General features: G+C 74.2%; 11 protein-coding genes, 1 pseudogene and 1 riboswitch. Of the genes and pseudogenes, 5 read left to right on the top strand and 7 right to left on the bottom strand.

What is annotated here, in order from left to right; translation table 11 throughout:
* Window positions 1-15: 15 nt before the first annotated feature.
* From ACIBR0_RS13660 to ACIBR0_RS13645, 4 genes are all read left to right on the top strand, one after another.
* Window positions 16-747 (top strand): histidine phosphatase family protein, encoded by a 732-nt coding sequence (locus tag ACIBR0_RS13660; RefSeq protein WP_396715374.1) that lies wholly within the window; start codon window positions 16-18, stop codon window positions 745-747.
* The gene (locus tag ACIBR0_RS13655; RefSeq protein WP_396715373.1) at window positions 731-1,600 is read left to right on the top strand and encodes an NAD(P)H-hydrate dehydratase; all 870 of its coding nucleotides are present in this window, start codon (window positions 731-733) and stop codon (window positions 1,598-1,600) included. The genes ACIBR0_RS13660 and ACIBR0_RS13655 overlap by 17 nt, the downstream gene beginning before the upstream one ends.
* Before the next feature lie 143 nt (window positions 1,601-1,743).
* Window positions 1,744-3,231, top strand: a complete 1,488-nt coding sequence (locus ACIBR0_RS13650) for a S8 family peptidase (RefSeq protein ID WP_396715371.1) — start codon at window positions 1,744-1,746, stop codon at window positions 3,229-3,231.
* 109 nt (window positions 3,232-3,340) lie between these two features.
* On the top strand, window positions 3,341-3,841 hold the full coding sequence (locus tag ACIBR0_RS13645; RefSeq protein ID WP_357040275.1) for a hemerythrin domain-containing protein: 501 nt from the start codon (window positions 3,341-3,343) through the stop codon (window positions 3,839-3,841).
* 49 nt (window positions 3,842-3,890) lie between these two features.
* On the opposite strand, the gene ACIBR0_RS13640 is transcribed toward ACIBR0_RS13645, so the two are convergent.
* Complete coding sequence (locus tag ACIBR0_RS13640; RefSeq protein WP_396715368.1) at window positions 3,891-4,760, bottom strand: metallophosphoesterase family protein; 870 nt, start codon at window positions 4,758-4,760, stop codon at window positions 3,891-3,893.
* 373 nt (window positions 4,761-5,133) lie between these two features.
* A complete protein-coding gene (locus tag ACIBR0_RS13635; RefSeq protein ID WP_396715366.1) occupies window positions 5,134-5,940 on the bottom strand; it encodes an SDR family NAD(P)-dependent oxidoreductase in 807 nt (268 codons plus the stop codon).
* 132 nt (window positions 5,941-6,072) lie between these two features.
* Window positions 6,073-6,163: riboswitch (ZMP/ZTP riboswitch) on the top strand.
* Window positions 6,164-6,181: 18 nt separating this feature from the next.
* Here ACIBR0_RS13635 and ACIBR0_RS13630 point away from each other — a divergent pair.
* The gene (locus ACIBR0_RS13630; protein WP_396715364.1) at window positions 6,182-7,618 is read left to right on the top strand and encodes a glycine hydroxymethyltransferase; all 1,437 of its coding nucleotides are present in this window, start codon (window positions 6,182-6,184) and stop codon (window positions 7,616-7,618) included.
* A 42-nt stretch (window positions 7,619-7,660) separates the two neighbouring features.
* Here the strand turns inward: ACIBR0_RS13630 and ACIBR0_RS13625 are convergent, their stop codons facing one another.
* The 5 genes and pseudogenes from ACIBR0_RS13625 to ACIBR0_RS13605 all read right to left on the bottom strand — a co-directional run bounded on the left by ACIBR0_RS13625 (window position 7,661) and on the right by ACIBR0_RS13605 (window position 12,639).
* Entirely contained in the window at window positions 7,661-7,921 is a 261-nt protein-coding gene (locus ACIBR0_RS13625) for a hypothetical protein (RefSeq protein WP_396715362.1), read from the bottom strand.
* 38 nt (window positions 7,922-7,959) lie between these two features.
* A complete protein-coding gene (locus ACIBR0_RS13620) occupies window positions 7,960-9,279 on the bottom strand; it encodes a PLP-dependent aminotransferase family protein (protein ID WP_396715360.1) in 1,320 nt (439 codons plus the stop codon).
* Window positions 9,280-9,282: 3 nt separating this feature from the next.
* The gene (locus tag ACIBR0_RS13615; protein ID WP_396715358.1) at window positions 9,283-10,410 is read right to left on the bottom strand and encodes an alpha-hydroxy acid oxidase; all 1,128 of its coding nucleotides are present in this window, start codon (window positions 10,408-10,410) and stop codon (window positions 9,283-9,285) included.
* 73 nt (window positions 10,411-10,483) lie between these two features.
* Window positions 10,484-11,416 (bottom strand): annotated as a pseudogene (locus tag ACIBR0_RS13610) (alpha/beta hydrolase); the annotation flags it as partial.
* Window positions 11,413-12,639 (bottom strand): cytochrome P450, encoded by a 1,227-nt coding sequence (locus tag ACIBR0_RS13605; protein WP_396715356.1) that lies wholly within the window; start codon window positions 12,637-12,639, stop codon window positions 11,413-11,415. The pseudogene ACIBR0_RS13610 and the gene ACIBR0_RS13605, both read right to left, overlap by 4 nt.
* Window positions 12,640-12,792 lie beyond the last annotated feature (153 nt).

Raw genomic sequence — 12,792 nt, 5'->3', positions numbered from 1 at the left:
GGTAGCAGGTGCCGCATGGCGGAACTGGCGACGCTGTGGATCGTCCGGCACGGCGAGAGCACGGCGAACGTGGCGGCCTCGGCGGCCGAGGAGTCCGGGTCGGAGCTGATCGACCTGACCCACCGGGACCCGGACGTGCCCCTCAGCCCCACCGGGGAGGACCAGGCACGGGCCACCGGCCGGTGGCTCGCCGAGCTGCCCGAGGCACGCCGGCCGGACGTGGCGGTGGTGTCGCCGTACCTGCGCGCGGTCCGTACCGCCGAGCTGGCCCTGGACGGCACCGGCATCCCGGTCAGCCGAGACGAGCGCCTGCGGGACCGGGAGCTGGGCATCCTGGACGGGCTGACCGGGCACGGCGTGCGCCGGCGGTACCCGGAGGAGGCGACGCGGCGGGACCGGCTCGGCAAGTTCTACTACCGGCCGCCCGGCGGGGAGTCGTGGACCGACGTGGCGCTGCGGCTGCGCGCTCTCCTCGGCGACCTGCGCCGCGACCACGAGGACCGCCGGGTGCTGCTGTTCGGCCACGACGCCCTGGTGTTCCTGACTCGTTACCTGGTGGAGGGGCTCACCGAGGACGAGCTGATGGCGTTGACCCGCCGGTACGTCATCGCCAACTGCTCGGTGACCGGCTGGTCGGCCGACGGCGACGGCCGGCTCCGCCCAGACGTGTTCAACGACGTCGGCCACCTGCAGGCGCAGGGCGCCACACCCACCAGGGAGGACGAGGTCCATGCCGAACCGGTCTGACACGCGCGTCATCACGCCCGCGCTGCTGCGGGACTGGGCGCTGCCCGTACCGACCGGGGGCAAGGAGTCCCGGGGCACGGTGCTGGTGGTCGGGGGTTCCCGGTTCGCCCCCGGCGCTGTGCTGCTGGCCGGGGTGGCGGCGCTGCGGGCCGGCGCGGGCGTGCTCCAGCTCGCCGCCGCCGAGTCCACCGCCGCCGCGCTCAGCATCCAGGTGCCGGAGGCGCTGGTGGTGGGGCTGCCGGAGACGCCAGCGGGCGCGGTCGCCGGGGAGTCCGACGGTCAGCTCAGCGAGCTGGTCGCGGAGGCGGACGTGGTGACGGTGGGGCCGGGCCTCAAGAGCATCGACGAGACCCGCGAGCTGCTGCGGCTGGTCCTCGACGCCGCCGGGCCGGAGACGGCGCTGGTGCTCGACGCGTACGCCCTGGGGGCGCTCAGCCACTCGCCGGAGCTGCTGGCCGGCGCGGGCCGGCGGGCGGTCCTCACCCCCAACCTGGTCGAGGCGCGGCACCTGCTCGGCCGGGAGCCGGGCGACGACCTGGACGCCGAGGCGATCGGGCTGGCCGGGCGGTACGACGCGGTGGTGTCCCTCTACGGCCATGTCGCCACACCGGACGGGCGGAGCTGGCGGGAGGAGAGCGGCGACGCGGGGCTCGGGACGTCGGGCAGCGGCGACGTGCGGGCCGGTCTGCTCGCCGGGCTGCTGTCCCGGGGCGCCGAGCCGGCGCAGGCCGCCTGCTGGGCGGCGTTCGCCCACGCGGTGAGCGGCCAGCGGCTGGTTCCCCGGTACGGACGCATCGGGTTTCTCGCCCGCGAGCTGCTCGACGAGATCCCGCACACCCTCGCCACCGTATGACACCAATTGTCCCGCCAGGCAGGTGTGTGTAACGCCACATCGACCCACGGCGCTGTACCCACCGGAGGCGGCGTCCCGCCCTCCTCCCGCCGGTCCGCTCCCCGCAAGGGCGGGCCGGGAGAAGACAGCCCCTGGGAGTCTGTGTGAAGAACCTCCGTCGCAAGACACTGGCGGCCGCGTCCGCCGTGTCGCTCGGTGTCGGCCTCGCCGTCACCGGCGGCCTGGTCCCGGCGGCGTCCGCCGCCGGACCGGACACCACCTACCTGGTGCTCGCCCCGCAGGGCGCCACGACCGACAAGGCGGCCGCCCGGGTCGCCGCCGCCGGCGGCACCGTCGTCGCCGGCTACCACCAGATCGGCGTGCTCGTCGTCCGCTCCACCAACCCCGACTTCACCAGCCGGGTGGCGGGCGCGGGCGTCGAGTCGGTGGCCTCCACCGCCGGCCTGGGCACCCTGCTCGACCAGGGTGAGACGGTGGAGGTGTCGGCCGCCACGGCCGCCGCGGCCACCGCCGACCCCACCGCCGAGCCGCTCTTCGGCCAGCAGTGGGACATGCCGATGATCGACGTCCCGCAGGCCCACGCGGTCAACGCCGGCAGCGCCGACGTGGTGGTGGGCGTGCTGGACAGCGGCATCTCCTCCAGCCACCCGGACCTGGCCACCCAGATCGCCAAGGACAAGAGCGCGTCGTGCATCGGCGGTGTCGCCGACACCGACGAGGCGGCCTGGAACCCGACCGTCTCCGACCACGGCACCCACGTGGCCGGCACCATCGCCGCCGCCGTCAACGGCGTCGGCGTCACCGGTGTCGCGCCGGGCGTCAAGGTGGCCGCCGTCAAGGTGGTCAACGACGACCTGTACATCTACCCGGAGGCCGCGCTGTGCGGCTTCATGTGGGCCGCCGACCACGGCATGCAGCTCACCAACAACAGCTACTTCATCGACCCGTGGGAGCTGAACTGCCGCAACGACGCACGCCAGCGTCCGGTGTGGCAGGCGGTCCAGCGGGCCATCCGTTACTCGAACAGCAAGGGCGTGCTCAACGTGGCGTCCGCGGGTAACTCGAACTTCGACCTCGCCCACAAGATCACCGACATCCACAGCCCGAACAACGACACGCCCGAGATCCGCGAGAACCTCACCAACGCCTGCCTCGACCTGCCGGCCGAGGCGCCGGGCGTGGTGACCGTCTCGGCCGTCGGCCGGACCGGGGAGAAGAGCTTCTACTCCTCGTACGGCCAGGGCGTCATCGACGTGACGGCGCCGGGTGGCGACACCCGCTACCGTACCCAGGGCGCTGGGCCGACCAGCACCGACGGCATCCTGTCGACCACGTGGAACCCGGCCACGAAGATCAACGGCTGGGGCTACAAGCAGGGCACCTCGATGTCCGGTCCGCACGCGACCGGCGTGGCCGCTCTGGCCCTGTCGGCGCACCCGGGCCTGGCCCCGGGCGCCCTGGCGGCGTTGCTGGAGCGCACCGCCGAGGCGCAGTCCTGCCCGGACGGCGTCTACAACCCGGCTCCGCTGCACCCGGCCGGCCCGAACGCCTACGACGCGACCTGCTCCGGCGGCGAGCGCAACGGCTTCTACGGCGCCGGCATGGTCAACGCGTACAACGCGGTGAAGTAACCACGGCAGCACGCGGAAGGGCCCGGCGGAACTCCGCCGGGCCCTTTCGTTTCCGCAGCTCAGGCGAGGGTAGGGGATCTGGGTCAGCCGAAAAGAGGAGGTCCCGCCGGTGTCCACCGATGCCATCGTCCTGTTGAAAGAGGACCACAAGGAGATGCGCCGCCTCTTCCGTGAGTTCCAGAAGGCGGAAGAGGGTCCCGCCCAGCGGCGCCAGGAGCTGGTGACCCAGATCCTGGAGGCCCTGACGGTGCACACCTACCTGGAGAACGAGGTCATGTACCCGGAGGTCCGCAAGCTCCTGCCGGACCTGGAGGACGACATCCTCGAGTCGTACGAGGAGCACCACGTGGCCGACGTGCTCTGCGCCGAACTGGCCACCATGGACGCCTCCGACGAGCGCTTCGTCGCCAAGACCACGGTGCTCATCGAGAACGTCGAGCACCACGTCGAGGAGGAGGAGCAGGAGTGGTTCCCCAAGGTCCGCGAGGCGCTCGGGCGTAACCAGCTCCAGGAGATCGGCCAGCGCATGATCGACATGCGCGCCGACGCCCCGCGTACCCCCACCGCACCGAAGGCGATCAAGAAGTCCGTCGACGCGATGACGGCCTGAGCGCGACCGTGCTCCGCGGGCCCGGCCGGCGGCCGGGCCCGCACGCGTCTCACCAGGCCGTCGGCGGCACCCCGTCGGGCGCCGGGAGGATCCGCCGCAACCGCCCCGGCGGTACGCTCCGAGCCTGCCACTCCCGTGGGTAGCCCAGCGAGACCTCCTCGAACCGCACCCCGTCGTACCAGGTCGTCCGGGGGATGTGCAGGTGCCCGTAGACCATGACGGCGACGTCGAAACGCCGGTGCCAGTCGGCGGTGGCCTCGGTGCCGCACCACTGGGCGAAGATCGGGTACCGCAGGATCCGGGTCGGCTCCCGCACCAGCGGCCAGTGGTTGACCAGCACGGTCGGCAGGGCCGGATCACGCTCGTCGAGCCGCCGGGCGGTCTCGGCGACGCGCGCCGCGCACCACGCCGACCGGCTCGGGTACGGGTCCGGGTGCAGCAACTGCTCGTCGGTGCACACGATCCCGGTCCGGTACGCCTCGGCCAGCGCCGCCTCCGGGGTGTCGAATCCCTCCGGGCGCCAGCTGTGGTCGTACAGGAGGAACATCGGCGCGACCGTCACCGGCCCGCCACGGCCCTCCCAGACCGCCCACGGGTCCTCGGGAGTGAGCACGCCGAGGCGGCGGCACATCTCGACCAGGTGGTGGTAGCGCTCGACACCGCGCAGCGCCACCGGATCGTGCGGCGGGGTCCACAGTTCGTGGTTGCCGGGCGACCAGATCACCCGCGCGAAGCGGTCGGCCAGCAGGCCCAGCGCCCATTCGACGTCGGCGACCGTGTCCGCCACGTCACCGGCGACCAGCAGCCAGTCGTGCGGTGTCTCCGGCCGCAGGGCCTCCACGATCGGCCGGTTGTCCCGGTGCCCCACGTGCAGGTCACTGATGGCGAGCAGACTTCCCTCACCCGCCTCCCCCGCCATGCCGTCGATCCTAGGGGCGACCGGCCCCACCCGCGACCCCCACCGGCCGCGCCCGACCCCTACCGCGTCGCGCCCGCCCGCCCCCCGCCTGCCCCCGCCTGCCCCAACCTGCCTCCGCCTGCCTCCGCCTGCCCCCGCCTGCCCGCCCGTCGGGAAGCAGCAGTTTCCGGGAAAGAGTCGCCATTCCGCGGGGAATGGCCACTCTTTCCCGGAAACTGCGTGACGGGCGCGGCGCGTGGGCGCGGTGCGCGGGCGTGGAGCGCGGGCGTGGAGCGCGGGCGTGGAGCGCGGGCGTGGAGCGCGGGCGTGGAGCGCGGGCGGGGCGTGGCGGGTACGGCGGGCGGCTCCCGTCCCGGCGGGGCGGGCGGGTGGGTCAGGAGGCGGAGCCCGGTTCGGCCATCCTGCGGTGCTGCTCGGCCTTCAGCCTGTCCGGGACGATCTTGCCGGCGGCGGTCTGGACCTTGTTCATCAGCGAGCCCGCGGTGACCGTCTGGTCGCCCTTCATGAGCGCCTTGAAGCCCTGCTCGGCGACCGTGCGCGGGTCGTCCTTCCGCCCGGCGCCGACGCGGGTGTCCTCCATGTCGGCCCGCGCGAAGAACTCGGTGTCCGTCGGCCCGGGCATCAGCGAGGTCACCGTGACGCCGGTCGCCTTCAGCTCGTTGCGCAGCGCCTCGGCGAAGGACTGGACGAACGACTTCGAGGCGTTGTAGACCGCCTGGAACGGGCCGGGCATCGTCGAGGCGATCGAGGAGGTGAACAGCACCCGCCCCGCGCCGCGTTCCACCATCGCCGGCAGCAGAAGCTTCGCCAGGTGCACCGTCGAGCGCACGTTCAGGTCGATGACGGTCAACTCGTCGGCCAGGTCGGTGCCGCCGACGAAGTCGCCACCGGCACCCCGCCCGGCATTGAGCGCCAGCGCGTCGACCGGCCGGCCGGTCGCCCGTACGGTCACCGCCAGTTCCTCGACGCCCTCGGGCCGGGCCAGGTCCACCCGGACCGGCTGGACCTGCGGACCGCCGTCGCGGCGCAGCTTCTCCGCCGCCGGGGTGATGCCGTCGTCCTCGGCGGCGATCACCAGGTCGTAGCCGTGCTCGGCGAACTGCGCAGCCAGCTCGTACCCGATCCCGCTGGACGCGCCGGTCACCACGGCCAGCGGCCGGTCGTTGCTCTGTGTGGTCATCGTCGGAGTCACTCCCCTCGTCTTCGGCGGACCGGCCGCCACGCCGCGACCGGCTCCGCAGGAAGCAGTGCCCCGGGGGCGGCCACTCAACCCCCGGCGGCGCGGCGACCTCGGGCCGACCCGGTAGGATCACCGGCGGGCCGTGACTGGCGCATTGGAGATGGAGAACCATCGGGGAGCGGCCCCGTCATGAGGACGCATGCCGAGCGCCTGGGCCTTCCGCACGTCACCAGGAGGTCGCATGTCGCCGAACGCCGAATCCACCGCCTTCCGCAGTGCCCTCGAGGTGATCCGCGCCGTCGAGCCGCGGGTGGCCGACGCCATCGGCGCGGAGCTGACCGACCAGCGCGAGTCGCTCAAGCTCATCGCCAGCGAGAACTACGCCTCCCCCGCCACCCTGCTGGCCATGGGCAACTGGTTCAGCGACAAGTACGCCGAGGGCACCGTCGGTCGCCGGTTCTACGCCGGCTGCCAGAACGTGGACACCGTCGAGGCGCTCGCCGCCGAGCACGCCCGGGAGCTGTTCGGCGCCGCGCACGCGTACGTGCAGCCGCACTCGGGCATCGACGCCAACCTGGTCGCCTTCTGGGCGATTCTCGCCGACCGGGTGGAGGCGCCGGCGCTGAAGCGGGCGCAGGCGAAGCACGTCAACGACCTCACCGAGGCGGACTGGTTCACGCTGCGCCGGGAGCTGGGCGACCAGCGGATGCTCGGCATGTCGCTGGACGCGGGGGGCCACCTCACCCACGGCTTCCGGCCGAACATCTCCGGCAAGATGTTCGACCAGCGCAGCTACGGCACCGACCCGGCGACCGGCCTGGTCGACTACGACAAGGTCGCCGCGGCGGCCCGCGAGTTCAAGCCGCTGATCCTGGTCGCCGGCTACTCGGCGTACCCCCGGAAGGTCAACTTCCGGATCATGCGGGAGATCGCCGACTCGGTGGGCGCGACCTTCATGGTCGACATGGCGCACTTCGCCGGCCTGGTCGCGGGCAAGGTCTTCACCGGCGACTTCGACCCGGTGCCGCACGCGCACATCGTCACCACGACCACGCACAAGTCGCTGCGCGGCCCGCGCGGCGGCATGGTGCTCTGCGGCCCCGAGCTGGCCGACCAGGTGGACCGGGGCTGCCCGATGGTGCTCGGCGGCCCGCTGCCGCACGTGATGGCCGCCAAGGCGGTCGCGCTCGCCGAGGCCCGCCGCCCCGACTTCGCCGACTACGCGCAGGCGATCGTCGCCAACGCCCAGGCTCTCGCCGAGGGGCTGGCCCGCCGGGGCGCGACGCTGGTCACCGGGGGCACCGACAACCACCTGGTGCTCATCGACGTGACCTCGTACGGCCTCACCGGGCGGCAGGCCGAGCAGGCGCTGCTCGACTCGGGCATCGTCACCAACCGCAACGCGGTCCCGCAGGACCCGAACGGCGCCTGGTACACGTCCGGCATCCGGATCGGGACCCCGGCGCTGACCACCCGGGGTCTGGGCACCGCCGAGATGGACGTCACGGCCGAGCTGATCCACACCGTGCTGAACCAGACGGCGGCCGGCGCGAACGCCGACGGCACCCCGTCCAAGGCCAAGTACGCGCTGGACCCGGCGGTGGCCGACAAGGTGAGCCGGCAGGCGGGCGAGCTGCTGACCGGCTTCCCGCTCTACCCGGCCGTCGACCTGGGCTGACACCGGTCCCGCCGGCCCGTGACCCGGGCCGGCGGGAACCGCTCAGGCGAGGGGACGCTTCAGGTGGTAGCGGTGCACCTCCGTGCTGCCCTGGATGTTGTTGACGTCCTCGGCGGCGGAGACCAGTTCCCAGCCCTCCCGGCCGGCCCGGTTGAGGTGCGCGATCGCGGTGTCGCCGTACGCGGTGACGTCGGTGCGGGACCCGTCCGGCGCGTACCAGACGAAGCTGACGGTGAAATTGCGGCCCTGCCCCTGATAGCGGCGGACCAGCAGCGCGTACTCCCAGGCGACCATGCGCTCCATTATGGGTGTCCACAACCGACGGTGGTGAACGCGGTGTGTCAGCCCACCGGCGCTCCCGCCCCACGGCGGGCGAGTTCGTCGGTGACCAGGGCGGCGAGCCGGTCCAGGCCGACGTCGATCTGCTCCGGGGTGACCGCGCTGATGGACAGGCGCAGCGCGTCGACCGGCGCGCCGTCGTCGTAGAAGTGCGCCATCGGTGTCCACAGCACCCCGTACTCGCGGGCCGAGCGGTGCAGCAGCGCGTCGTCGACGGCGAAGGGCACCGTGACGACGACGAAGAAGCCGCCGGCCGGGACGTTCCACCGCACGGGTGACGGGTCGCCGAAGCGCCGGGCCAGGCCGGCGACGAGGTGGCGCAGGTTCCGGGCGTACGCGGCCCGCTCCCGGACGGTCGCGGCGACCAGGCTGCACCCGTGCTCCAGCAGCGCGCCGCCGACCACCGCCTGGGCGAGCGCCGAGGTGTTCACCGTGACCATGCTCTTGATCTTCGCGAGCTGGTCGGCGAGCAGCCCGACGCTGCCGTCGGAGCCGGCGACACGCTGGTCGGCCACCACGTAGCCGACGCGGGCGCCGGGCAGCACCGTCTTGGCGAACGAGCCGAGGTAGACCACCCGGCGGGCGGTGTCCAGCGCCTTGAGGGTGGGCGGCCGGTCGCCGTCACCGGCCGGGAAGAGGCCGTACGGGTTGTCCTCGACCAGCAGCAGGTCCTCCTCGGCGGCCAGGTCGAGCAGCCGCCGCCGGTCGGCCACGCTGATGCTCGCCCCGGACGGGTTGGCGAAGTCCGGCATCAGGTAGCAGGCGCGCGGGCGCAGGCCCCCGGCCCGCGCCGCCCGGACCTGGGCGCGCAGGTCGGCCAGGTCCACCCCGGTCGGGCCGCCGGCCACCGGCCACACCGGCAGGTCCAGCAGGCGGGCCGCGCCGGTGAGCCCCACGTAGGTGGGTGCGACGGCGAGCAGCACGTCCCGCGGGGAGGACCGCAGCGCCCGCAGCACCAGGAACATGGCCTCCTGGCAGCCGACGGTCACCACGACCGCCTCCTCGTCGACCGTGATCCCCTCGTCGACGGCGAGGTTGCGGGCGACCAGGTGGTGCACGATGCCCTTGGTGCGGCCGTACTGGAACAGCGTCCGGTGCACCTGGGCCGGGCTCTGCCCGAGGTCGTCGGCGAGGTGCCGCCGGAAGCGATCCAGGTGCCGGTGCAGGGCGTCGACGTCGAAGAACTCCTCGTACGGGCGGCCGGCGGCCAGCGACACCGCGTCCGGGTAGTGCTGGGCCACCTCGTTGAGGAAGTTCATCGAGTTCAGTGCCGGGTCGTCCACCGCCGGGTGCAGGTCGGCCACGTGCAGGTCGGGCGTCACTCGTCAGTCCACCCGGATCGTGCGCAGCTCGCGGGCGGCGGCCGGGTCGGCGCAGCCGGCGAGGGTGAGCGCGTCGGAGAACTCGCCCGCGAGCAGCGCCAGCGCGGTCTGCGCACCGACCCGGCCGCCGGCGGCCAGCGCCCACAGCATCGGCCGGCCGACCAGCACGCCGTGCGCGCCGAGGGCGAGGGCCCGCAGCACGTCCACCCCGCCGCGGATGCCGCTGTCCAGCAGCACCTCGCACCGGTCACCGACCGCCTCGACCACCTCGGGCAGCACGGTGGCGGTGGCCGGGGCGCCGTCGAGCTGCCGCCCGCCGTGGTTGGAGACCACCACGGCGTCCGCGCCGGCGTCCGCCGCGAGGGCCGCGTCGCGCGGGTCGAGGACGCCCTTCACCACCAGGGGCAGGTCGGTACGCGCCCGCAGCCACTCCAGGTCCGCCCAGCTCACCGCCGGGGCGAACACCTCACCGGTGTGCGCGGCGACGGCGGACACGCCGGGGGTGGCGGCGTGCGCGAGGTCGTCCCGGCCGGCCGGCAGGTTCGCGGCGACGACGTGCGGCGGGATGGCGAACGCGTTGCGCACGTCGCGCAGCCGCCGGCCGAGGATGGGTACGTCGACCGTGACGGCGAGGGCGGTGCAGCCGGCGGCGTGCGCCCGGTCCAGCAGGTCCGCCACGAGTGCCCGCTCGCGCAGCCAGTACAGCTGGAACCAGACCGCCCCGCCGGCCTCGACGATCCGCTCGATCGGCTCGCTGCTGAGGGTGCTCGCCACGTACGGCACCCCGGCCGCGCCGGCCGCCGCCGCGAGGCCCAGCTCGCCGTCGGGGTGCAGCAGCCGCTGGTACGCCATCGGCGCGACCGCCACCGGCAGGGCGTGGGTGGCGCCGAGCAGCCGGGCGCGCGTGCTCGGGGCGTGCACACCGCGCAGCACCCGGGGCAGCACGGCCACCCGGTCCAGGGCCCGCCGGTTCGCCGCGAGGGTGGTCTCTGCGCCGCTGCCCCCGTCGACGAAGTCCCACACCTCTCCGGGCAGCACCGCGCGGGCCAGGTCGGCGAAGTCGGCCAGGCCGGCGGGTGCGGGCGGGTCCGCCACCGGCACGTCCGGCCTGGGCACCACGCTCTCAGCCATCGACGGCCCCCGCTCCGAGCCGCGCCGCAACAGCGTCACCGGTGGCGGGCCCGGTGGCGCCGCCGGTCGACGGCGCGGATGGCAGGCCGAAGCGTTCCCGCAGGAAGGCAGCCGCCTCGTCCTGGGCCCGCCGACCGTCGTCGAAGGCACCGGGCATGGCGAAGAATCCGTGGACCATTCCGGCGTACCGGCTCAGCGTGGTCGGTACACCGGCGTCGCGGAGCCGGTGGGCGTACCGCTCCCCCTCGTCGCGCAGCGGGTCGTGCTCGGCGGTGACCACCAGCGCCGGGGGCAGGCCACCCAGGTCGTCGGCGAGCAGCGGCGAGGCGAGCGGGTGCCGGGCGTCGGCCGGGTCGGCGAGGTAGTGGCCGCGGTACCAGGCGACCGAGCGGCGGTTGAACAGCGCCGGGTCGTCGTCGCCGGCCGGGTCGCCGGTCTGGTCGGTGTTCGGGTAGACGAGCAGTTGGGCGGCCAGCCGGGGCGCGCCGCTGTCGCGGGCCAGCAGGGTGACGGCGGCGGCGAGGTTCCCGCCCGCGCTGTCCCCGCCGACCGCGATCCGCTCCGGGTCGGCGCCGAACTCGTCCGGGTGCGCGGCGATCCACCGCGCCGCGGCGTGGCAGTCGTGCACGGCGGCCGGGAACGGGTGCTCGGGGGCGAGCCGGTAGCCGACGGTGACGACCTGGCAGGGCACGGCGTTGGCCAGCCGCCGGCAGATCCCGTCGGCGGTGTCCACGCTGCCCAGCGTCCAACCACCACCGAAGAGGTACACCAGGGTGGGCAGGCGTCCCTCCCCCGCCGGGCGGTGGATCCGTACCGGCAGGTCACCGGCGGGACCGGGGACGTGCGTGTCGCGTACCTCGTGCACCGGCTCGACCGCGCCGCCGCCGGCGCGGATCGCGGCGAGGTCGGCGGCGCGGGCCTGCGCCAGGGTCTGGGTGTACAGCGGCGGGGTGCCGGCCGCCGCACGGGCGGCCCGGTACGCCGCCGCCTGCGGGTGGAGGGTCACGAGTTCTCCTTCGCACCGGTGCTGACCAGCAGTTTGTCGACGCCGCGCAGGAAGAGGCTGCCGCTGTGCACCGGCGGCTCGGAGATCGCCAGCCCGGGGAAGCGGGCCAGCAGCCGGGGCAGTGCGAGGCGTCCCTCCAGGCGGGAGACCGCGGCCCCGATGCAGTAGTGGGGGCCGGCGCCGAACGCCAGCGACGGCGGACCGCTGCGGCGCGGGTCGAAGCGGTCCGGGTCACCGAACCGGGCCGGGTCGCGGTTGGCGCCGGCGATCATCAGCAGGACGTTCTCGTCCCGGCCGACGGGCACCCCGCCGAGGTCGGTGTCCCGGGGCGCGGCGCGGGCCAGGAAGTGGACCGGCGCCTCCAGCCGCAGGATCTCGTCGACGGCACCCCGGGTCAGCGCCTCGTCGGCGGGCAGCGCGGCGGCCACCTGCGGATGGTCCAGCAGCAGCGGCAGGCCGTTGCTGAACATGTAGACGGTGGTGACGAAGGCGGCGTTGAACAGCACGACGAGGTTGCTGACCAGTTCGTCCTCGGTCAGCGCCACGTCGCCGGCGTCGACCGCCTCGACCAGGGCGCTGATCAGGTCCTCGCCGGGGGTGCGGCGGCGGTGGGCCAGCAGGTCACGGTAGAAGGCGCGCAGCTCGGCGGCGGCGGTGTTGGCGGCGGCCAGCCGCTCCGGGGTCTTGCCGGCCACGTCGAGGAACTCGTCGATCCGCTCCACCCGCTGCCGGTAGAAGTCCAGCTCACCGGCGGGAATGCCGATGAACTCCGCCATCACCAGGGCGGGCATCGGGTACGCGAACTCCGCGACGAAGTCGACCTCCGTCCCGCCGGCGTCGGCCATCCGGTCCAGCAGGCCGTCGACCACGCGGTGCACGACCGGCTCCAGGGCGCCCAGCCGGCGCGGGGTGAAGGTCTTCGCGAACACCCCGCGCATCCGGGTGTGGTCGGGCGGGTTGACGAACATCATCGAGGTCTGAAGCGTGCGCAGCACCTCCTGGTCCTGCCAGCCGGGCGGCGGTTGCTTGTACCACTCCGGATCCCGCAGGAGCCGGTCGACGAGGTCGTATCCGACGGCGACCGCGGCGACGGCGCGGTGCTCGGCGCGGGCGGGCACGGGGCTGACCGGGCCCAGCCGGTGCAGGTCGGCGTAGCAGGGATACGGATTCTGCCGGCCCTCGTCGCTGTAGAGACGGGTCAGCACCTGTGCAACGTCGGTCATCGTCGGTCTCCCCAGGAATCGGTGGTGGGGGGGGGGGGGGGGCCCCCCCCCCCCCCCCCCCGGGGGGCCCCCCCCCCCCCCGGCGGCCCCCCCCCGCCCGCCCCCCCCCGGGGGGGGGGGGGCGGGGGGGGGGTGGGTGGCCCCCGCGAACCG

It is taken from the genome of Micromonospora sp. NPDC049497, from assembly GCF_044465805.1.
Lineage (GTDB): Bacteria > Actinomycetota > Actinomycetes > Mycobacteriales > Micromonosporaceae > Micromonospora.
Note: the sequence above shows the minus strand (reverse complement) of the source record. Positions and strands in the feature narration are given on the sequence as shown.

Bases quoted from the DNA above. Each gene is read 5' to 3' on its own strand.
- ACIBR0_RS13660 (WP_396715374.1), top strand. From the start codon at position 16: ATGGCGGAACTGGCGACGCTGTGGATCGTCCGGCACGGCGAGAGCACG.
- ACIBR0_RS13625 (WP_396715362.1), bottom strand. From the start codon at position 7,921: ATGGAGCGCATGGTCGCCTGGGAGTACGCGCTGCTGGTCCGCCGCTAT.
- ACIBR0_RS13605 (WP_396715356.1), bottom strand. From the start codon at position 12,639: ATGACCGACGTTGCACAGGTGCTGACCCGTCTCTACAGCGACGAGGGC.
- ACIBR0_RS13655 (WP_396715373.1), top strand. From the start codon at position 731: ATGCCGAACCGGTCTGACACGCGCGTCATCACGCCCGCGCTGCTGCGG.
- ACIBR0_RS13635 (WP_396715366.1), bottom strand. From the start codon at position 5,940: ATGACCACACAGAGCAACGACCGGCCGCTGGCCGTGGTGACCGGCGCG.
- ACIBR0_RS13615 (WP_396715358.1), bottom strand. From the start codon at position 10,410: ATGGCTGAGAGCGTGGTGCCCAGGCCGGACGTGCCGGTGGCGGACCCG.
- ACIBR0_RS13640 (WP_396715368.1), bottom strand. From the start codon at position 4,760: ATGGCGGGGGAGGCGGGTGAGGGAAGTCTGCTCGCCATCAGTGACCTG.
- ACIBR0_RS13630 (WP_396715364.1), top strand. From the start codon at position 6,182: ATGTCGCCGAACGCCGAATCCACCGCCTTCCGCAGTGCCCTCGAGGTG.